The organism is Janibacter sp. CX7, from assembly GCF_024362365.1.
Taxonomy (GTDB): domain Bacteria; phylum Actinomycetota; class Actinomycetes; order Actinomycetales; family Dermatophilaceae; genus Janibacter.
In genome coordinates, this window is sequence record NZ_CP101464.1 from 3034875 (window position 1) to 3053466 (window position 18592).

Below are 18592 nucleotides of genomic sequence, written 5' to 3' on the forward strand. Positions count from 1 at the left end.
GTCTTCTCGCGAAGGGAGTGGCAGCGATGGCACCGAAGGACTCGACCTTCCTCGGCTGGCCCGTCCTGCGGCAGCTGGCCTCGGGCGACTTCTTGGGGCGCGGCAACGCCGTCACCTCGCGACGCACCCGTGAGACCGAGCCGCGCACGTCGAGCGCCGACCGTGTCGTGCAGAGTGTCTGCCCGTACTGCGCCGTCGGCTGCGGCCAGCGGGTGTTCGTCAAGGACGAGCAGGTCGTCCAGATCGAGGGCGACCCGGACTCGCCGGTGAGCCGAGGGCGCTTGTGCCCCAAGGGTGCTGCGAGCGAGCAGCTGGTCAACTCGCCGACCCGCCAGACGCACGTGCTCTACCGCGCGCCGGGCGCCACGGACTTCCAGCGGATCGAGCTCGACGAGGCCATCGACATGGTCGCCGACCGCTTCCTCGCCTCGCGCGCCGCGAAGTGGCAGGACCACGACGAGCACGGCCGCCCCCTTCGTCGCACGATGGGCATCGCCTCGCTCGGGGGAGCCACCCTCGACAACGAGGAGAACTACCTCATCAAGAAGCTCTTCACGGCGGCCGGCGCGATCCAGATCGAGAACCAGGCGCGTATTTGACACTCCGCCACGGTTCCCAGTCTGGGAGCCTCCTTCGGGCGCGGCGGCGCCACCCAGTCCCTCCAGGACATGGCCAACGCGGACTGCATCATCATCCAGGGCTCCAACATGGCCGAGTGCCACCCGGTGGGCTTCCAGTGGGTCTCCGAGGCCAAGGCCCGCGGTGCGCGGGTCATCCACATCGACCCGCGATTCACCCGCACCTCCGCGATCGCTGACACCCACGTCGCGATCCGGGCGGGCACCGACGTCGTGCTCCTGGGCGCGCTCATCAAGCACGTCATCGACAACGACCTCTTCTTCCGTGACTACGTCGTGGCCTACACCAATGCCGCGACCCTCGTCGGCGAGGACTTCGTCGACACCGAGGACCTCGACGGCGTCTTCTCCGGCTACGACGAGCAGTCCGGCACCTATGACATGAGCTCGTGGGCCTATGCCGAGCGCGAGGACGACGAAGGGGGCGCCTCGGGTGACGACGAGGTCGGCGGCCCGAGCGGTGGTCACGAGCACGGAGCGCACAAGAGCGCCCGCGCCGCGGGCGACCAGCACGGCGCGGCCGGCCCGGCCCTCGAGCACGCCCGGGTGATTCGTGACGAATCCCTGCAGCACCCGCGCTCGGTCTTCCAGGTGCTCAAGCGGCACTACGCGCGCTACACGCCCGAGATGGTCGAGGAGGTGTGCGGCATCCCGCAGTGGCAGTTCCGCGAGATCGCCGACGCGCTGACGAGCAACTCCGGCCGCGAGCGCACGACCTGCTTCGCGTATGCCCTGGGGTGGACCCAGCACAGCCTCGGCGCGCAGTTCATCCGCACCGCCGCGATCCTCCAGCTGCTCATGGGCAATGTCGGCCGACCGGGCAGCGGCATCATGGCGCTGCGCGGGCACGCGAGCATCCAGGGCTCGACCGACATCCCGACCCTCTTCAACCTCCTGCCCGGCTACCTGCCGATGCCGGTGGTCGGCAAGCACGACACCCTCGAGCAGTACCTCGAGACGATCTCCTCGCCGCTGCAGAAGGGCTTCTGGACCGAGGCGCCGGCCTACACCGCGAGCCTGATGAAGGCGTGGTTCGGCGACGCGGCGACCCCGGACAACGACTTCTGCTTCGACTACCTGCCGCGTCTGACGGGTGCCCACGGCACCTACCAGACGGTGATGTCGATGCTCGAGGACGAGGTCGAGGGCTACTTCGTGCTCGGGCAGAACCCTGCGGTCGGCTCGGCCCACGGCAAGATGCAGCGGCTGGCGATGACGCACCTCAAGTGGGTCGTCGTCCGCGACTTCCAGCTCATCGAGTCGGCGACCTTCTGGAAGGACTCCCCCGAGATCGCCAGCGGCGAGCTCAAGACCGAGGACATCGACACCGAGGTCTTCTTCTTCCCCGCGGCCAACCACGTGGAGAAGTCGGGCACCTTCACCCAGACCCAGCGGATGCTCCAGTGGCACCACCAGGCCGTGCAGCCGCCCAACGACGCGCAGAGCGAGCTCGAGTTCTTCCACGAGCTCGGCGTGCGCATCCGCGAGCGGCTCGCCGACTCGACCGACGAGCGCGACCGGCCGCTGCTCGACCTGACGTGGGACTACCCGAAGGACGCGCACGGCGAGACCGACGCCGAGGCGGTGCTGCGGGAGATCAACGGCTACCACGTGAGCGGTGAGAAGGCCGGGCAGCTGCTCGACAAGTTCGCCGACATGAAGGCCGACGGCTCGACCTCGGGCGGCTGCTGGATCTACACCGGCGTCTACGCCGGCGGGGTCAACAAGTCGGCCAACCGCGTGCCCGGCCAGGAGCAGGACGAGACCGCCGCCGAGTGGGGCTGGGCCTGGCCGATGAACCGGCGCATCCTCTACAACCGCGCCTCCGCCGACCCGCAGGGGCGGCCGTGGAGCCAGCGCAAGAAATACGTCTGGTGGGACGCGGAGGCGAAGAAGTGGACGGGCAAGGACGTCCCAGACTTCCCGGTGGACCGCGACCCGTCCTTCCGGCCCGACCCCGACGTCGGCGGACCCGCAGCCATCGCCGGCGACGACCCCTTCATCATGCAGGCGGACGGCAAGGGCTGGCTCTTCGCGCCCAAGGGCATGGTGGACGGTCCGCTCCCTTCGCACTACGAGGCGCAGGAGTCGCCCGTCGCCAACCCGGTCTACGGGCAGCAGCGCAACCCGGCCCGGCTGGTCTACCCGCGCAAGGACAACCTGTGGAGCCCGTCCGGGGACGAGCCGGGGTCGGACGTCTACCCCTTCGTCTTCACGACCTATCGGCTCACCGAGCACCACACGGCCGGCGGCATGAGCCGGTGGCTGCCCTACCTGTCGGAGCTGCAGCCCGAGATGTTCTGCGAGGTCTCGCCCGAGCTCGCCGAGCAGCAGGGCCTCGTCAACGGCGGGTGGGCGACGCTCATCTCGGCGCGCAGCGCCATCGAGGCACGCGTGCTCGTCACCGAGCGGATGACGCCGCTGACGATCAAGGGCCGCACGATCCACCAGATCGGTCTGCCCTACCACTGGGGCGTCGGCCGCGACGCCGTCGTCGAGGGCGACGGGGCCAACGACCTGCTCGGCCTGGCGCTCGACCCCAACGTCCAGATCCAGGAGTCGAAGGTCGGCTCCTGCGACATCCGCCCCGGTCGCCGGCCTCGGGGCGAGGAGCTGCTGCGCCTCGTCGCGGAGTACCAGTCGCGCTCGGGCACGACCGTCGAGACCGGCAACCAGCACCGCGACGAGCCCCACGACGAAGGGAGGCCGTGATGGGTTATCTCTCCCGGCAGCTGTCGGGCGTCACCGAGCCCGCCCGCGACGCGGGGTGGCAGGAGGCGCCCGAACGCAAGGGCTTCTTCACCGACACCTCCATCTGCATCGGCTGCAAGGCCTGCGAGGTCGCGTGCAAGGAGTGGAACGGCATCCCCCTCGACGGCCTCGCCATCACGGGCAACAGCTACGACAACACCGGTGACCTGGGCGCGAGCACGTGGCGGCACGTCGCCTTCGTCGAGCAGAGCCGCGAGCGCATCGAGGCCGCCCGTGAGTCCGGTCGGCGGCTCGTCGACCTGGGCATGCCGGCCGTCGGTGAGCCACCCACGCAGCCCCCGACGGGCGGCGCACCCGCCGGCTACGGCACCCTCCCCGCGCCGATCGAGGGACACGGACCGGCGCTGACCGACATGCTCGCCGAGAAGGCCGACGTCGAGGCCGGCGGCACCGGGCACCTCGGTGTGACCGTCGACGGCGTGCCGATCGTCGGGTCCGTGCCGGAGTTTCGCTGGCTGATGTCCTCCGACGTGTGCAAGCACTGCACCCACGCCGGCTGCCTCGACGTGTGCCCGACGGGTGCGCTCTTCCGCAGCGAGCACGGCACGGTCGTCGTCCAGGCCGATGTCTGCAACGGCTGCGGCTACTGCGTCGGCGCGTGCCCCTTCGGCGTCATCGAGCGGCGCAACGACGCGAGCGTCTCGGTGCGCGCCGACGACCACGTGCCCAATGTCGGTGTCGCGCAGAAGTGCACGCTCTGCTACGACCGCCTCTCCCACGACCAGACGCCCGCGTGCGCGCAGACCTGCCCGACGACGTCGATCAAGTTCGGCACCCACGACGACATGGTCGCCACGGCCCGGGACCGCGTCGCCCAGCTGCACGAGCAGGGCTTCACCGAGGCGCGCCTCTACGGGGCCAACGAGCACGACGGCGTCGGCGGCACCGGCTCGGTCTTCCTCCTGCTCGACGAGCCCGAGGTCTACGGCCTGCCGCCGGACCCCGAGGCCCCGACGAAGCGACTGCCCGAGATGTTCCGCGCCGCCGGCCTCGCCGGGGTCGGCCTGCTCGGCGCCGTCGCCGTCTCCTTCCTCGGGAGCCGGACGTGACGACCTCTCCCTTCGACAGCTACCGACCGCCCGAGGAGGGTGGCCGCCGACGCCGCCGTGACCGCGCGAAGGGGGCTGCCGGCACCGCTCGCAGCTGGCTCACCCGCGAGGGCGGGGGCCGACGCGAGGCGCCCGCGGTTCCGGACGCGGAGTTCAGCAGCTACTACGGCCAGGCGATCGTCAAGCCGGTGCCGTGGGACCACAAGATCTCGGCCTACCTCTTCGTCGGCGGCATCGCCGGTGTCTCGGGCATCGTCCAGGCGGGTGCAGCGGCGACGGGCAACTCTGTGCTGCAACGCAACTCGCGCCTGACGGCGATGGCGGCCGTGGGCCTCAGCGGCATCGCGCTCGTCGCCGACCTCGGCCGGCCGGAGCGCTTCCTCAACATGATGCGCACGGTCAAGCTCACCTCGCCGATGTCGGTCGGCACGTGGATCCTGTCCGCCTACGCGGGCTTCGCCGGGGTGACCACGGGCGCCGAGGTGCTGCGCCTGCTGCCCGCCCGCGGTCCGGTCGCCGCACTCACCCGCGTCACCGACGCCCTCGGCACCCCCTCGACGATCGGTCAGGCGGCCTTCGGTGCGCCGCTCGCGGCCTACACGGCCGTGCTGCTCGCCGACACCGCGCACCCGGTGTGGCACGAGAGCCGGAGGGAGCTCCCCTTCGTCTTCGTCGGGTCGGCCGCGCTGGCCGCAGGCGGCGTGCAGATGGTGCTCACCCCCACCACCCTCGCCGGACCGGTGCGACGCCTGGCGCTGCTCGGTGTCGGCACCGAGCTGCTCGCGATGCACCGTCTCGAGGAGCACCTCACCGACCTCGGCATCGACGAGCCGGTGCGCACGGGCACTGCGGGCGGTCGCCTACGCCTGGCCCGCGCCCTCGCCATCGGTGGCGGGCTCGGCACCCTGCTCGCCGGACGCAGCCGCATCGTCGCGGTCGCCTCGGGCACCGCCCTGGCCGCCGCCTCGGCACTGACCCGCATGGGCATCGTCGAGGCGGGCATCGAGTCCGCCAAGGACCCGCGCCACACCGTCCGTGTCCAGCGCGACCGGCTCGAGCGCCGGCGCGAGGACGGCGTCGTCGACGACAGCATCGTCACCGTCAGGTAGCACCCCGTCACCATCCGGTGGCACCCGACCAGTGGGAGGTTCCATGAGCACGGCACCCGAGCAGGCCCCGACGTCCGCCGGCGGCAACCGCTGGCTCATCCTCGCGGGCGGTGTCCTCGTCCAGCTGGCGATCGGCGCCGTCTACGCGTGGAGCACCTTCAGCAAGGCGATCCAGGCCGACCCGTCGGCGCTCGAGCTGACCAAGGTGCAGGCGACGATCCCCTTCGAGGTCGCCATCGGCATGATCTTCGTCGGGACCTTCCTCGGTGGACGGATCCAGGACAAGCAGGGGCCACGCCTCGTCGCGCTCGTCGGCGTGACGATCTACTCGATCGGCATCATCCTCGCGAGCTTCGCCCGTGATGCCTCCGACCTGTGGCTTCTCATCCTCGGCTACGGCGTGCTCGGCGGCTTCGGCCTCGGTCTGGCCTACATCGTGCCGATCGCCATGCTGCAGAAGTGGTTCCCTGACAAGCGCGGTCTGATCACCGGCATCGCGGTGGGCGGCTTCGGCTTCGGTGCGGTCATCACCTCGCCGCTCGCGCAGCGGATGATCGACTCGAGCGAGGACTTCCAGCAGTACCCGACGAAGGTCTTCCTCTACCTCGGTATCGCCTACCTCGTCATGGGCCTCATCGGCGCCTCGGTCTTCAAGAACCCCCCGGCCGGCTACACCGTCGGCGGTGCCCCGGCCGCGGCGAAGGGGGATGCCCCCGCCAAGAACGTCGCGGGCAAGGACTTCACCCAGCAGGAGGCCATGCGCACGCCCCAGTGGTACCTGCTGACGCTCATCCTGACGATCTCGGTGACCGCGGGCATCTCGCTCATCTCGGTGGCCGCGGGCACCGCGACCGACGTCGCCGGCATGAGTGCCGCGGCGGCCGCGACCCTCGTCGGCGTCATGGGCCTCTTCAACGGCGGCGGCCGCATCCTCTGGGCGGCGGTCTCGGACAAGATCGGGCGCATGCCGGCCTTCCTCGGCATCCTCGGCCTGCAGGGACTGGCCCTGCTCGCGATCCCGCACGCGGGCTCGGCAGTCGTCTTCTACGTCCTGTGCGCCATCGTCTACACCTGTTACGGCGGCGCCTTCGGCACCCTGCCCTCGACGGCCGGCGACTTCTTCGGCGTGAAGAACTCCGGCGCGATCTACGGCCTGATGCTCATCGGCTGGTCCATCGGTGGCATCGTCGGCCCGCTGCTCATCTCGTGGCTCATCGGCGAGGACCAGCAGTACACGATGGCCTTCACCGTCGTCGGCGTCATCGCCCTCGTCGGCGCGGTCATCCCCTTCATCACCAAGAAGCCGCAGCACGCCTGAGGCAACCGCCCCCCTTCGCATTTCCTTGAGGTCGTCGCACCCCGGGTCGTATTTCCTGAAGGAAATGCGAAAGGGGGCGCATTGCCGTTGGGCAATGCGGGCGTGAGGGCGCATTGCCGTTGGGCAATGCGGAAGGGGGGGCTACTCGCGGACGTCGGCGGGCCCGGTGTGCAGGGGCAGGCCGGCCGCGGCCCAGGCCTCGACCCCGCCGATGACGTCGGTCGCGTCCACCCCGAGGGAGCGAAGGGAGGCCGCGGCCAGCGACGAGCTGTAGCCCTGGCGGCACAGCACGACGACCCGGGTCCCGGGCAGCGCCTCGAGGATGCGGTGCGGGCAGGTCGGGCCGAGCCGCCACTCGAGGACGGTTCGGTCGATGACGAGCGCGCCGGGCAGCTCGCCCTGCCGGGCCCGCTGCGCGGCGGTGCGGGTGTCGACGAGGAGGGCTCCCCCCTTCGCCGCGTCGTGGGCCTGCTGCGGGGTGAGCCGAGTCAGGCCGGCCCGGGCCGCCTCAAGGACCCGGTCGACCTCGCTCACGCGACCTGCACGAGCACGCCGTCACCGAGGGAGCCGGCCGCGACCGTCTCGCCGACGACCGGGGCGCCGGGCACCTCGCCGACGACGAGCAGGCCGCCGGAGGTCTGCGCGTCGGCGAGCAGGATCAGCTCGTCCTCGGCGATGCCGTCGGCCGCGAGGTGTGGTCGGACCCAGTCGAGGTTGCGGCGGGAGCCGCCGGGCACGTGGCCGGCGGCGAGGGCCTCGCGGGCACCGGCGACATAGGGCACGGCCGCGGCGTCAACACGGGCCGCGACCCCGGAGGCGCGGCTCATCTTGTAAAGGTGGCCGAGCAGGCCGAATCCGGTGACGTCCGTCGCCGCCCGGATGCCCGCCGCGACGGCTGCCCGGGAGGCGTCACGGTTGAGGGTGACCATCGAGGCGATCGCCTCCTCGCTGCGCTCGCCGGTCGCCTTGTGCCGGTTGTTGAGCACCCCGACGCCGAGCGGCTTGGTCAGGCTGATCGGCAGCCCCGCCTCGGCGGCGTCGTTGCGCATGAGCCGCTCGGGGTCGGCCGTGCCGGTCACCGCCATGCCGTAGATCGGCTCGGGGGCGTCGATGCTGTGCCCACCGAGCACGGGGAATCCGGCCTCGGTCGCGAGGTCCAGGCCACCGCGCAGGACCTCGCGGAGCAGGTCGGTCGGCAGCAGCTCCCGCGGCCAGGCGACGAGGTTGATCCCCATGACCGGCTCGCCGCCCATGGCGTAGACGTCGGAGACCGCATTGGCCGCCGCGATCCGCCCCCAGTCGTAGGGGTCGTCGACGACGGGGGTGAAGAAGTCGGTCGTCGACAGCACGGCCTGACCACCGGCGATGCGCACGGCCGCCGCGTCGTCACCGTCGTCGAGCCCGACGAGGACGTCCAATCCGGGCGGGGCCGAGACGTGCAGACCGGCGACGATCTGCTCGAGCTCGCCGGCCGGGATCTTGCAGGCGCAGCCCCCGCCGCGCGCGTACTGGGTCAGGCGGATCTGCTCCATGACCCCACCGTAGAGCGCAGACCTCGTCAGAGCCCGAGGTGGAGGCGCAACGCGTCATCGACCTCGTCGAGCAGGGCTGCCGGGACACGACCGATGACACCGCCCAGACGCTGGACGTCGATCGCGCGGACCTGCTCCGCCTGCGCCTTGGAGTCGAGGGACAGGCCCGTGCGGTCCGCGGGCAGCATGGCCTGGAAGGCAAAGATCCGCTCGGTGTTGCTCGTCAACGGCACGACGGTGACCACGCCCCGGCCACGGCGCACGGCCGAGCGGTTGGCGACGTCGTTGCTCACGACAAGGACCGGCCGACGCTTGGCGGCCTCGCTGCCACGCACCGGGTCGAGGTCGGCGAGCCGGATCTCACCGCGCAGCATCGCCCAGCCCGTCGCCGGCGACCCCGTCCCACGCGTCGGCGTCGCCGGCCGCCTGCCACTCGGCCCAGGCCTCGTCGTAGTGGACCTCCAGGCCTCGCAGCCGGAGAAGCTCGACTGCTCGGTGGAGCGCGGCGGACCGACTGGACAGCCCCTCCTCACGAGCGACCTCGTCGAGGAGCGCCACGTCCTCGTCGGGCAGGCTGACACTGATCTTCATACTGTGATGCTACTTCGGTCGTACCGCGATCACCAGAGGCGCTCCGGTCGAGCGACTGTCTAGGGTGTCCCTCGGAGGCGTCTGGGTTCCTGGTGGTCCCCCCGGTCTTCAACACCGGTGAGGCCGAGCATCTCGGTCTGGCGGGTTCGATTCCCGTCCGCCTCCGCCACAGCTGCCCGACCCCACCGTCCGACGAAGGGAGACCCGCCCGTGGACGAGGACCCGCGCCGGTCGATCCCCCGCACCGACACGCTGCTGGCGGATCCCCCCTTCGTCGTGGCGGCGGAGCGTCTCGGCCGGTCCGTGGTGCGCACGGCGATCGTCGCGGCCCAGCAGCGGGCGCGGGCCGGCGAGATCCCGCCGGACGAGGTGGCAGCCGCGGCCCTCGCGGCCCTGCCCACCCGGGCCTCGTCGCTCACGCCGGTGCTCAACGCGACGGGCGTCGTGGTGCACACCAATGTCGGGCGAGCACCCTTGTCCCCCAGCGCGATCGACGCGGTCGTCGATGCTGCGGGCTATGTCGACGTCGAGATGGACCTGACGACCGGAGCCCGCAGCCGACGGGGTGCGGGTGCCCTGGCAGCTCTGCTCGAGGCAGTGCCGGACGCCGCTGGTGCACTGGCGGTCAACAACGGCGCCGCCGCCCTCGTCCTCGCCACGACGGCCCTCGCCGCCGGGCGCGAGGTCGTCGTCTCGCGCGGCGAGATGGTCGAGATCGGCGACGGATTTCGCCTGCCCGACCTCATCGCCTCGACCGGCGCGCGCCTGCGCGAGGTCGGCACGACCAACCGCACGCACCTGCGCGACTACGCCGACGCCATCGGCCCCGAGACCGGGTGCGTGCTCAAGGTGCACCCGAGCAACTTCCGGGTGGACGGGTTCACGACCGCCGTCGGGCTCGAGGACCTGCGCGGTCTGACCCGGCCCGACGGCTCTCGGGTGCCGGTCGTCGCCGACATCGGCTCCGGGCTGCTGACCCCTGACCCTCTCCTGCCCGACGAACCCGACGCGACGACCTGGCTGCGCGCCGGCGCGACGATCGTGACCGCCAGCGGCGACAAGCTGCTCGGCGGGCCCCAGGCAGGTCTCGTCCTCGGCGACGCCGAGGTCGTCGAGCGGCTGCGGCGCCACCCGCTCGCCCGGGCCCTGCGGGTCGACAAGCTCACCCTCGCCGCGCTCGAGGCGACCGTGCGCGGCCCGGTCCCACCGGTCACCGCGTCGCTCCACGCCACCGCTGACGAGCTACGGCCGAGGATCGACGCCTTGGCGGCGGCACTGGGCCGCGAGGTCGTTGCCGTCGACGGCCGCGTCGGCGGCGGAGGCGCCCCCGGCGTGCCACTGCCCGGCTGGGCGGTCGAGGTGCCCGTCGAGGCGGTCGAGCGGCTGCGTCGGCCCACCGATGGCGTGCCCGTCGTGCTCGCTCGTGTCGAGGGCGGCCGCGGCCTGGTCGACCTGCGCTGCATCCCGGCCGACCGTGACGTCGACGTGGAGCGAGCGCTGCGAGCAGCCCTGGGCGACAACGCCGCCCACCACGGGACCGGGGCGGAGCCCCCTTCGTCATGAGGCGGGTGCTGGCGACCGCAGGCCACGTCGACCACGGCAAGTCCACGCTCGTCCGGGCGCTGACGGGGCGCGACCCGGACCGCCTGTCGGAGGAGCAGGACCGGGGGCTGACCATCGAGCTCGGCTATGCGTGGACGCGCCTGCCGGGTGGGGCCGAGATCGCCTTCGTCGACGTGCCGGGGCACCAGAGGTTCGTCGGGACGATGCTGTCGGGACTGGGGCCGGCGGCGGCCGTGGTCTTCGTCGTCGCGGCGGATCAGGGCTGGCAGGCGCAGAGCAGCGAACACCTCGCGGCGGTGCAGGCGCTCGGCATCACCGATGGCCTGCTCGTCATCACCCGCTGCGACCTCGCCGACGACGACCGCACTGCAGCGGTCCGTGGCGAGGCGGGTCGGCATCTGGCCGGGGCCGGTCTCGACGTGCCTGCCGTCGAGGTCGCCGCGGCGAAGGGGGTCGGTCTCGACGACCTGCGCACCGCCCTCGCCGACCTCGCCGCCCGGCTGCCGGAGCCGGATCCCGCTGCGGCAGTGCGACTCTGGTGCGATCGGGCGTTTTCGGTGTCGGGTGCGGGCACCGTCGTCACGGGCACGCTCGGCGCCGGCACGGTCCGCACCGGCGACCGACTGCTGCTGCTCGACCTCGGCGCCACCCGTGAGGTGACGGTCCGCGGACTGCACAGCCAGGACGAAGCGCGCGAGTCCGTCGGACCGGTCTCGCGGACCGCGGTCAACCTCCGCCGCGTCGACGACGTCGGCCGCTCGGCCGTGCTGCTCACCCCCGACGCCTGGGAGCTCGCCCCGACCGTCGACGTACAGCTCACCGAGGTCCCCACAACTTCGCAAAACCCTAGGGTCCTGCAGGGTTCGAAGGGGGGTCGCGGGGCCCAGGGGGCTCGCGACCTCAAGAAGATGCGGGTACCCGAACAAGCGACGCTGCACGTGGGGTCGGTCGACGTGCCGGTGCACGTGCGGCCGCTCGGCGACGACCTCGCGCGGCTGTCGGCGAGCGTCGACCTGCCGTGGCGGGTGGGTGACCGAGCGATCCTGCGCGACCCGGGCAGCCGACGGCTGTGGTCCGTGCGGGTCCTCGACGTCGACCCGCTCCCCCTCGTCCGACGTGGCGCGGCCCGACTGCGAGCCGAGGCGCTCGGGCAGGCCGACCCGGACCGGACCGCCTCGCTCGGGGTGGCCCGGCTGTCCGCGCGCCTTGCCGAGCGGGTCGAGGTGCTCGACCGACTCGGCCTCCCCCCTCCCCCCGACGCCGTGCGTCAGGGCGACTGGTGGGTCGACCCGCTCGCCCGCGAGGCGTGGCGGGTGCGTCTGGTCGCCGTCCTGCGCGCCGAGCACGAGAGCGACCCCCTGAGCGCCGGAGTGCCGCTGCACGAGGCGGGCCGCCACCTCCTGCTGCCCGATCACCTGCCCGACGACTTCGGGGTCGCCCTCGTCCGTGCCCTCGTCCCCGACACCGGCCTGACGATCACCGACGGCCGGGTCCACGACCCGACCGCCGCTGGCCTGGGGCACGCGGAGGCGGGGGTCGCGGCTCTCGAGGAGAGGCTGCGGGCCACTCCCTTCGTCGCGCCGGAGAGAGGCGACCTCGACGACCTCGGGCTGGGCCCCGCGGAGCTCGCCGCGGCGGCGCGCCTCGGCCGGCTGCTGCGGCTGCCCGACGACGTCGTCCTCCTGCCGAGCGGTCCGGCGCACGCGATGCGACTGCTCGCGGGGCTGGAGCAGCCATTCACCCTGAGCGCTGCGCGTCAGGCGCTGGGCACGACCCGCCGGGTCGCCGTGCCGCTGCTCGAGCACCTCGACTCACGGGGATGGACCCGTCGGGTCGACGGGAGCCTGCGCGAGGTCGTGCGCTAGTCGGTAACCCCCGGCCGGAGCAGGCGAAGACCGGCCGACTCCCCCGCGGCGCACAGCTCTCGGTCGTACGCGGCCAGCACTTCCGACTGCATCCGCAGGGCCGTGGCAAGGTGGATCGCGTCGGCGCTGCGCAGCCCCCATCCGCTCGTCGCTGCTCGGTCGAGGTCCTCACGGGTGACGTCGGCCAGGGTGATCATCTCCAGCACGGCGTTGACCGCGGTCACGTCCCACACCGATCGGCGCTGGGCTGCGCAGTGCAGCTCGGTGAAGAGCAGCCTGGAGGAGAGCAGGACGTCGGCGGGATCCAGTGCGGTGAGCGCGGCTGCCAGGGGTTCCGACTCCGCCTCGGCCGCCAGCAGCTTGAAGGCCGCGGACGTGTCGAGGTAGACGATCATCGATCGCCTCGGAGGTCCTCGAGAACCTCGGCCGTGTCCACGCCTTCGACTCGGTGGATGCTCGAGAAGTCCCGCGCCGCACGCGCTGGCTGCACCTGCCCCGACGCGACCGCCTCCTCGAATGCAGAACCCCCCAGGGGCACCATTCGCGCAACCGGCTCGCCTCGGTTGGTCACGGTCAGGCTCTCACCCGCCGCCACCCGACGCAGCACCTCGGCGCTGTCGTTGCGGAGCTCCCGATGCGAGATGGTTGCCATGTAGCAAGCGTAGCAACCGACGTCAGGCGGCGGCAGTGGCGACCTCGAGGGTTGTCGTGACCGGCACGCCCTGCGTCAGGTTGTCGAGGACGGGGCAGTGCTCGGCGACGGCCTGCTCGAGGCGGCGGTAGTCCGCCTCGCTTGCCGGGCCGGCGACCCGGATGCCCAGCTCGATCCCCTGGAAGCCGGGGCGCACGGCCTCGTCGGTGCCGAAGAACCCGGCGAGGTCGATCGTGCCCTCGAGGTCGACGTCGACGGAGTCGACCGCGATGCCGAGCTTGCCGGCCCAGACCTGGTAGCTGATGACGGTGCACGAGGCGAGGGCCGCGAGCAGGTGCTCGATGGGGTTGGCGCCCCTGTCGGCGCCGCCGAGGCTCTGCGGCTCGTCGATGGTGAACTCGTGCTGGCGGGCGGTGATCGCGACCTCGGTCCCGGTGACGAGGCGGCCCTGCACGCTCGAGGTGAGGATGGTCGAGGCGGTGGCGGTGGCGGACATGCGTGCTCTTGTGTGGGTCACGGGGCGGCGACGCCCCTCGCTTGGCCCGGTCGGTCGACCGAGCCCAGGTCCTCACCCGGGGCACCCCACCGAAGGGAGGAGGGTTGCCGCCCAGCCAGCCGGGGCTTCGCGCTGGGACTCATGACCTACCCATAACGTGACATGAGTCAATCCATAATGTCCAGTTATATATCGATGGGTGGGACGGGGCGCTTCAGGTCGACGGTGAAGAGCGGCAGGAAGAGCTGGGCCAGCGGGCCGATGGCCACCGCGTAGAGCACCGTGCCGACGCCGACGGTGCCGCCGAGCAGCCAGCCGACGGCGACGACGGCGACCTCGATGCCGGTGCGCACGAGTCGGATCGAGCCACCAGTGATGCGGGCCAGGCCGGTCATCAACCCGTCGCGCGGGCCGGGGCCGAACTGCGAGCCGATGTACATGCCGGTCGCGACGCCGTTGAGCACCACCCCCCCGAGGAGCAGGGCGATGCGCCAGACCATGCCGGTCGGCTCGTCGAGGACCGACAGCACGAGGTCGGCGGACGGCCCGATGAGCAAGGCGTTGCCGATCGTCCCCAGACCGGGCTTCTGCCGCAACGGGATCCACCCGAGCAGCACGAGAAGCGAGACGCCGATGACGATCGTGCCGAAGCTCAGCGGGATGTGGTGCGAGACGCCGACGTGCAGCACGTCCCACGGGATCTGGCCGAGGGTCGCGCGCAGGACCATCGCCATGGATGCGCCGTAGAGGAAGAGCCCGGCGAGCAGGAGCGGCAGGCGGACACCGAGGCGGCCGGCGCGCAGCTGCTCGATCGGGCCGATGTCAGCGAGGGCCCGGCCGCGCGGGGCGCGGGTCGGGACGGGGTCGTGGGTCACGAGGTCACCCTGCACCCGGGCGGTCGACGATGTCGACCCGGTTCGGCCCTACGAGACGGCCACGGTCGCCCGTCCACGCGGAGCGTGGGACCTGCCCGGGGACCGAGGGCGAGGGAGGCGTCAGTCGCCCTCGGTCTTGCGGCCTCGGGAGACGACCTTGCGGTCCGGCGTGAAGACGACCTGAGGGTCCTTGCCCTCGTAGTCGAACTGGTTGAGGAAGAACCGGATCGCGTTGATCCGACCCCGCTTCTTGTCGTTGGACTTGATGACCGTCCACGGCGCGTGGCGGGTGTCGGTGCGCCGGAACATCTCCTCCTTGGCCTGCGTGTAGGCCTCCCACTTGTCGAGGCTCTCGAGGTCCATCGGGGAGAGCTTCCACCGGCGCACCGGGTCGATCTGGCGGATGGCGAAGCGGGTGCGCTGCTCCTGCTGGGTCACCGAGAACCACAGCTTGGTGACGTGCACCCCGGCGTCGGCGAGCATCCGCTCGATCTTGGGCGCCTGGTCCATGAAGCCCTCGTACTGCTCGTCGGTACAGAAGCCCATGACCCGCTCGACCCCGGCGCGGTTGTACCAGGAGCGGTCGAACATGACGATCTCGCCGCTCGTCGGCAGGTGCTGGAGGTAGCGCTGGAAGTACCACTGCCCGAGCTCGCGGTCGCTCGGCTTGGTCAGGGCGACGACGCGGGCACCTCGCGGGTTGAGGTGCTCGGTGAAGCGCTTGATCGTCCCGCCCTTGCCCGCGGCATCGCGCCCCTCGAAGAGGATGACGAACTTGCGCCCCGTGTCCTGCGCCCAGTACTGGAACTTCAGCAGCTCGATCTGCAGCAGGTACTTCTGGACGTCGTACTCCTCACGCTCCATGAGCGCGTCGTACGGGTAGTTCTCCCGCCAGGTCTCGACGGCCTTGCCGTCGGGGGCGATGAGCATCGGGTCGTCGCCCTGGTCGTCACGCACGGTGTAGCCCTCGACCATGAGCCGGTCGATGTACTCGCGGAGGTTCTGCTGCATGCGAGATGGATACCAAGGTGAGGTTGCCGGGAGGTGGACGACACGCGAAGGGCGGAGCGGGTGCGGCTGCTTCAATGCCGTCATGGAGCAGCGCCGCGCATATTGGGACGACACCCACCTCTACGAGGTCGACACCGAGGTCGTCGCGGTGTGCGACGAGCCCGCGCCCGGCGTCGCGGTGCGTGACGGCATCGTCCACCCGAAGGGGGGCGGCCAGCCCGACGACGCCGTCACCGTCGACGGTGGCCCGGCCTCGGTCAGCAAGGGCGAGACGACGGTCTGGTTGCACCCGGAGGGCGCACTCCCCGCCGTCGGCGAGACCGTGCACGTCGCGATCGACCCGCAGGTGCGTCGACAGCACGCGGCGCTCCACTCCGCCGGGCACCTGCTCGACGCGTGCGTCGTGCCGCTCGGCTTCGTCAACGTGGGCCTGAGCCATGCGCCGGGCCAGGCCTTCCTGCTCTACGACGTCGACGGGGGCACCCTGCCCGACGGCGAGGAGGCGAAGGCCGCGCTGATCGAGACGGTCCTCGGCCGGGCCCGCGAGCACGTGGCGGCCGCACTGCCCTACAGCGCCGAGGTCGACGCCGACGGGGTCCGCCGGGTGACGATCGAGGGCCTGCAGACCGACCCGTGCGGTGGCACCCACGTGCGCACGACCGCCGACCTCACCGACATCCGGATCACCCGCGTGCGCACCAAGAAGGGGCAGCTCAAGCTGAGCTACACGGCAGAGCACGCGTGAGCGTCTGCGATGGTGGGGGCATGAGGTGGCCCTGCGACAACACCTTCGTCCGCGACCTCGGCTGGCTCGGGGTGCGGGTCGACCCGGTCCCCGTGCGCTCCCCCGAGCTGCTCGCGCTCAACGACGACCTCGCCGTCGAGCTCGGCCTCGACCCGGCCGCCCTGCGCTCGCCCGACGGGGTGGCGGTCCTCGCGGGCAATGCCGTCGCCGATGGCTGCGAGCCGATCGCCCAGGCCTACGCCGGCCACCAGTTCGGCCACCTCTCCCCGATGCTCGGTGACGGGCGCGCGCACCTGCTCGGCGAGGTCGTCGACAGCCGTGGCCGACGCCGTGACATCGCGCTCAAGGGGTCCGGACGCACCCCCTTCTCCCGTGGCGGCGACGGTCGCGCGGTCATGGGCCCGGTGCTGCGGGAGTTCCTCGTCTCCGAGTTCATGCACGCGGTCGGCGTCCCGACGACCCGAGCACTCGCCGCCGTCGCGACCGGCGAGCCCGTGCTGCGCGAACGACCGCTGCCGGGCGCCGTCCTCACCCGGGTCGCCGCCTCGCACCTGCGCATCGGCACGCTCGTCCTCGTCGCGACCCGCGGCAGCCGCGAGCAGCTCGCCACCGTCGCCGAGCACGTCCGCGCCCGGCACCACCCCGAGGTGCCGCCGCAGGACCCGATGGCCCTGCTGTCCGCGGTCGTCGAGCGGCAGGCGCAGCTCGTCGCGCAGTGGATGTCCCTCGGGTTCATCCACGGGGTGATGAACACCGACAACATGACCCTCTCCGGCGAGACGATCGACTACGGCCCGTGCGCCTTCCTCGACGCCTACGAGCCGCAGACCTTCTTCAGCAGCGTCGACACCGGGGGCCGCTACCGCTACTCCGCGCAGCCGACGATGGCGATGTGGGGCCTGGCCCGGCTGGCCGAGTGCCTCATCCCGCTCGCCGACGGCGAGGCCGACGACCTCGTGACCCAGGCCGAGGAGCGGCTCGAGGCCTTCACCCCGGCCTACGAGCAGCACGTGCTCGACAACTTCCGCATCAAGCTCGGCCTCGTCCGCGTCGTCGCCGGGGACGACGCGCTCGTCGAGGACCTGCTGCGGATCGCCGAGGACGAGTCGCTCGACTTCACCGGCCTCTTCCGCGACCTCGCCCGGGTGCTGCGCGACGAGCCGACACCGACGCTCGACCGCGTCCGCGACGTGCCGCGCTGGCAGGCCTGGCGGGACCGGTGGCTGGAGCGCCTGCAGGGCGAGGGCAAGGACCGAGCGGCGAGTGCGCAGGTCATGGACGAGACCAACCCGGTCCACATCCCCCGCAACCACCTCGTCGAGGAGGCCCTCGCCGCGGCACACGCCGGTAACCTCGCTCCCTTCGAGGAGCTGCTCGAGGTGCTCCGGTCCCCCTTCGTCGAGCAGCCGGGACGGGAGCGCTACACCGAGCCGGCCGACCCCGGCTTCACCCGGGGCTACGTCACCTACTGCGGGACCTAGCAGACTGGCCGCATGGGCAAGCGGACCAAGGGAGCGGGCGCGACCCCGGCGACGAAGGCGCTGTCGGCGGCGGGCGTGGAGTTCACCGAGCGTGTCTACGAGCACGACCCGCGCGCCGAGTCCTACGGCCTCGAGGCCGCCGAGGCGCTCGGGGTCGAGCCCGGCAGGGTCTTCAAGACCCTGCTCGCGCAGACCGACCTGCCTCGCGACCACGGCCTCGTCGTCGGCATCGTGCCGGTGACCGGGCAGCTCGACCTCAAGGCGCTCGCCGCGGCCGTCGGCGCGAAGAAGGCGACGATGGCCGACCCCGCGCTCGCCGAGAAGACGACCGGCTATGTCGTGGGTGGGATCAGCCCGATCGGCCAGAAGCGCTCTCTGGCAACGGTGGTCGACGACTCCGCCTTGGCCCACGCCACCGTCCTCGTCAGCGGTGGCCGTCGCGGCCTCGACCTCGAGCTCGCGCCCGGTGACCTCGTCGACGTCACCGGGGCGATCACGGCCGCCATCGCGAAGGGGGGATAATCCCCCTTCGTCGGTCAGCGCAGGCGGTCCACCCGGCTGACGCACCCGACCGGCAGGTCCCCGCCGTAGACGTGCGGGAAGAGCTCGTCGCCGCCGAGGACCGCCGGCTCGTAGCGCACGTCGAGGCCGTGCCCGACGAGCGAGGCCTCGTCGATCGTCAGGAGCAGGAGCGGCTCGGTGACGTCGGCGTAGAAGCGACCGAGGACTCCCTGCAGCTGCTCCGGCGACCCGCTGCAGTGCATGAAGCCCTCCTCGGTGATCGTCCGCCCGCGCGTGGACACGGGGTAGCTGCCGGCGGACTGCGCCGCCTGCCAGTCGGACTCGAGGGCGATGTGCTGGAGGGTCATGGGTCCATGGTGCCTCTAGCGGTGAC

Annotated in this window: 19 protein-coding genes, 1 tRNA gene and 1 riboswitch; of the genes, 10 read left to right on the forward strand and 10 right to left on the reverse strand. The window is 71.9% G+C overall.

The genetic code is table 11. The annotated features are described in order from the left end of the window. Positions 1–26 precede the first annotated feature (26 nt). The 4 genes from fdh to NMQ01_RS14965 are packed head-to-tail and all read left to right on the forward strand — an operon-like array spanning position 27 to position 6886. Entirely contained in the window at positions 27–3350 is a 3324-nt protein-coding gene (gene fdh / locus NMQ01_RS14950; RefSeq protein ID WP_255184691.1) for a formate dehydrogenase, read from the forward strand. Then, a complete protein-coding gene (locus NMQ01_RS14955) occupies positions 3350–4459 on the forward strand; it encodes a 4Fe-4S dicluster domain-containing protein (protein ID WP_255184692.1) in 1110 nt (369 codons plus the stop codon). The genes fdh and NMQ01_RS14955 overlap by 1 nt, the downstream gene beginning before the upstream one ends. Continuing rightward, a complete protein-coding gene (nrfD, locus tag NMQ01_RS14960) occupies positions 4456–5568 on the forward strand; it encodes an NrfD/PsrC family molybdoenzyme membrane anchor subunit (RefSeq protein WP_255184693.1) in 1113 nt (370 codons plus the stop codon). The genes NMQ01_RS14955 and nrfD overlap by 4 nt, the downstream gene beginning before the upstream one ends. Before the next feature lie 43 nt (positions 5569–5611). Then, positions 5612–6886 carry an OFA family MFS transporter gene (locus NMQ01_RS14965; protein ID WP_255184694.1) on the forward strand — a complete coding sequence of 425 codons (1275 nt, stop codon included), beginning with the start codon at positions 5612–5614 and terminating at the stop codon, positions 6884–6886. Between the two features lie 141 nt (positions 6887–7027). On the opposite strand, the gene NMQ01_RS14970 is transcribed toward NMQ01_RS14965, so the two are convergent. Genes NMQ01_RS14970 through NMQ01_RS14985 form a run of 4 tightly spaced genes read right to left on the reverse strand, consistent with a single transcriptional unit; the run spans position 7028 to position 9009 of the window. After that, a complete protein-coding gene (locus tag NMQ01_RS14970) occupies positions 7028–7420 on the reverse strand; it encodes a rhodanese-like domain-containing protein (RefSeq protein WP_255184695.1) in 393 nt (130 codons plus the stop codon). Then, the gene (gene selD / locus NMQ01_RS14975; RefSeq protein ID WP_255184696.1) at positions 7417–8418 is read right to left on the reverse strand and encodes a selenide, water dikinase SelD; all 1002 of its coding nucleotides are present in this window, start codon (positions 8416–8418) and stop codon (positions 7417–7419) included. The genes NMQ01_RS14970 and selD overlap by 4 nt, the downstream gene beginning before the upstream one ends. A 26-nt stretch (positions 8419–8444) precedes the next feature. Further along, entirely contained in the window at positions 8445–8792 is a 348-nt protein-coding gene (locus tag NMQ01_RS14980; protein ID WP_255184697.1) for a type II toxin-antitoxin system PemK/MazF family toxin, read from the reverse strand. Continuing rightward, positions 8779–9009 (reverse strand): ribbon-helix-helix domain-containing protein, encoded by a 231-nt coding sequence (locus NMQ01_RS14985; RefSeq protein WP_255184698.1) that lies wholly within the window; start codon positions 9007–9009, stop codon positions 8779–8781. Before NMQ01_RS14985 ends, NMQ01_RS14980 begins: the two co-directional genes overlap by 14 nt. A 73-nt stretch (positions 9010–9082) precedes the next feature. On the opposite strand from NMQ01_RS14985, the gene NMQ01_RS14990 reads away from it, so the two are divergent. From NMQ01_RS14990 to NMQ01_RS15000, 3 genes are all read left to right on the forward strand, one after another. Beyond that, positions 9083–9178, forward strand: a tRNA-Sec gene (locus NMQ01_RS14990). 41 nt (positions 9179–9219) lie between these two features. Then, positions 9220–10572, forward strand: a complete 1353-nt coding sequence (gene selA, locus NMQ01_RS14995; RefSeq protein ID WP_255184699.1) for an L-seryl-tRNA(Sec) selenium transferase — start codon at positions 9220–9222, stop codon at positions 10570–10572. Beyond that, positions 10569–12437, forward strand: coding sequence for a SelB C-terminal domain-containing protein (locus NMQ01_RS15000; protein WP_255184700.1), 1869 nt, complete (start codon positions 10569–10571; stop codon positions 12435–12437). Before selA ends, NMQ01_RS15000 begins: the two co-directional genes overlap by 4 nt. On the opposite strand, the gene NMQ01_RS15005 is transcribed toward NMQ01_RS15000, so the two are convergent. The 5 genes from NMQ01_RS15005 to ppk2 form a co-directional block, all read right to left on the reverse strand. Then, entirely contained in the window at positions 12434–12832 is a 399-nt protein-coding gene (locus NMQ01_RS15005) for a type II toxin-antitoxin system VapC family toxin (RefSeq protein ID WP_255184701.1), read from the reverse strand. The two genes, NMQ01_RS15000 and NMQ01_RS15005, sit on opposite strands and share 4 nt — an antisense overlap. After that, positions 12829–13089: a type II toxin-antitoxin system Phd/YefM family antitoxin gene (locus NMQ01_RS15010; RefSeq protein WP_072625853.1), complete on the reverse strand. Its 261-nt coding sequence runs from the start codon at positions 13087–13089 to the stop codon at positions 12829–12831. The genes NMQ01_RS15005 and NMQ01_RS15010 overlap by 4 nt, the downstream gene beginning before the upstream one ends. A gap of 22 nt (positions 13090–13111) precedes the next feature. After that, positions 13112–13585: an OsmC family protein gene (locus NMQ01_RS15015; protein ID WP_255184702.1), complete on the reverse strand. Its 474-nt coding sequence runs from the start codon at positions 13583–13585 to the stop codon at positions 13112–13114. 32 nt (positions 13586–13617) lie between these two features. After that, positions 13618–13732, reverse strand: a riboswitch (SAM riboswitch). Between the two features lie 38 nt (positions 13733–13770). Next, the gene (locus NMQ01_RS15020; RefSeq protein WP_255184703.1) at positions 13771–14460 is read right to left on the reverse strand and encodes a YitT family protein; all 690 of its coding nucleotides are present in this window, start codon (positions 14458–14460) and stop codon (positions 13771–13773) included. Positions 14461–14580: 120 nt separating this feature from the next. After that, positions 14581–15471: a polyphosphate kinase 2 gene (gene ppk2 / locus NMQ01_RS15025; protein WP_255184704.1), complete on the reverse strand. Its 891-nt coding sequence runs from the start codon at positions 15469–15471 to the stop codon at positions 14581–14583. Positions 15472–15553: 82 nt separating this feature from the next. Here ppk2 and NMQ01_RS15030 point away from each other — a divergent pair, with 82 nt between their 5' ends. Genes NMQ01_RS15030 through ybaK form a run of 3 tightly spaced genes read left to right on the forward strand, consistent with a single transcriptional unit; the run spans position 15554 to position 18219 of the window. Then, positions 15554–16216, forward strand: a complete 663-nt coding sequence (locus tag NMQ01_RS15030; RefSeq protein ID WP_255184705.1) for a hypothetical protein — start codon at positions 15554–15556, stop codon at positions 16214–16216. Positions 16217–16236: 20 nt separating this feature from the next. Continuing rightward, complete coding sequence (locus NMQ01_RS15035; RefSeq protein ID WP_255184706.1) at positions 16237–17697, forward strand: YdiU family protein; 1461 nt, start codon at positions 16237–16239, stop codon at positions 17695–17697. 12 nt (positions 17698–17709) lie between these two features. Next, a complete protein-coding gene (gene ybaK / locus NMQ01_RS15040; protein WP_255184707.1) occupies positions 17710–18219 on the forward strand; it encodes a Cys-tRNA(Pro) deacylase in 510 nt (169 codons plus the stop codon). A gap of 14 nt (positions 18220–18233) precedes the next feature. Here ybaK and NMQ01_RS15045 read toward each other — a convergent pair whose 3' ends face one another. Then, on the reverse strand, positions 18234–18566 hold the full coding sequence (locus NMQ01_RS15045; RefSeq protein ID WP_255184708.1) for a DUF952 domain-containing protein: 333 nt from the start codon (positions 18564–18566) through the stop codon (positions 18234–18236). Between the last annotated feature and the right edge of the window lie 26 nt (positions 18567–18592).

What these genes read in the sequence shown, in the direction of transcription:
- NMQ01_RS14955 (WP_255184692.1), top strand. Translation starts at nt 3,350, where the DNA reads ATGGGTTATCTCTCCCGGCAGCTGTCGGGCGTCACCGAGCCCGCCCGC.
- NMQ01_RS14965 (WP_255184694.1), top strand. Translation starts at nt 5,612, where the DNA reads ATGAGCACGGCACCCGAGCAGGCCCCGACGTCCGCCGGCGGCAACCGC.
- selD (WP_255184696.1), bottom strand. Translation starts at nt 8,418, where the DNA reads ATGGAGCAGATCCGCCTGACCCAGTACGCGCGCGGCGGGGGCTGCGCC.
- NMQ01_RS14980 (WP_255184697.1), bottom strand. Translation starts at nt 8,792, where the DNA reads ATGCTGCGCGGTGAGATCCGGCTCGCCGACCTCGACCCGGTGCGTGGC.
- NMQ01_RS14985 (WP_255184698.1), bottom strand. Translation starts at nt 9,009, where the DNA reads ATGAAGATCAGTGTCAGCCTGCCCGACGAGGACGTGGCGCTCCTCGAC.
- NMQ01_RS15000 (WP_255184700.1), top strand. Translation starts at nt 10,569, where the DNA reads ATGAGGCGGGTGCTGGCGACCGCAGGCCACGTCGACCACGGCAAGTCC.
- NMQ01_RS15005 (WP_255184701.1), bottom strand. Translation starts at nt 12,832, where the DNA reads ATGATCGTCTACCTCGACACGTCCGCGGCCTTCAAGCTGCTGGCGGCC.
- NMQ01_RS15010 (WP_072625853.1), bottom strand. Translation starts at nt 13,089, where the DNA reads ATGGCAACCATCTCGCATCGGGAGCTCCGCAACGACAGCGCCGAGGTG.
- NMQ01_RS15015 (WP_255184702.1), bottom strand. Translation starts at nt 13,585, where the DNA reads ATGTCCGCCACCGCCACCGCCTCGACCATCCTCACCTCGAGCGTGCAG.
- ppk2 (WP_255184704.1), bottom strand. Translation starts at nt 15,471, where the DNA reads ATGCAGCAGAACCTCCGCGAGTACATCGACCGGCTCATGGTCGAGGGC.
- NMQ01_RS15030 (WP_255184705.1), top strand. Translation starts at nt 15,554, where the DNA reads ATGGAGCAGCGCCGCGCATATTGGGACGACACCCACCTCTACGAGGTC.
- NMQ01_RS15035 (WP_255184706.1), top strand. Translation starts at nt 16,237, where the DNA reads ATGAGGTGGCCCTGCGACAACACCTTCGTCCGCGACCTCGGCTGGCTC.
- ybaK (WP_255184707.1), top strand. Translation starts at nt 17,710, where the DNA reads ATGGGCAAGCGGACCAAGGGAGCGGGCGCGACCCCGGCGACGAAGGCG.
- NMQ01_RS15045 (WP_255184708.1), bottom strand. Translation starts at nt 18,566, where the DNA reads ATGACCCTCCAGCACATCGCCCTCGAGTCCGACTGGCAGGCGGCGCAG.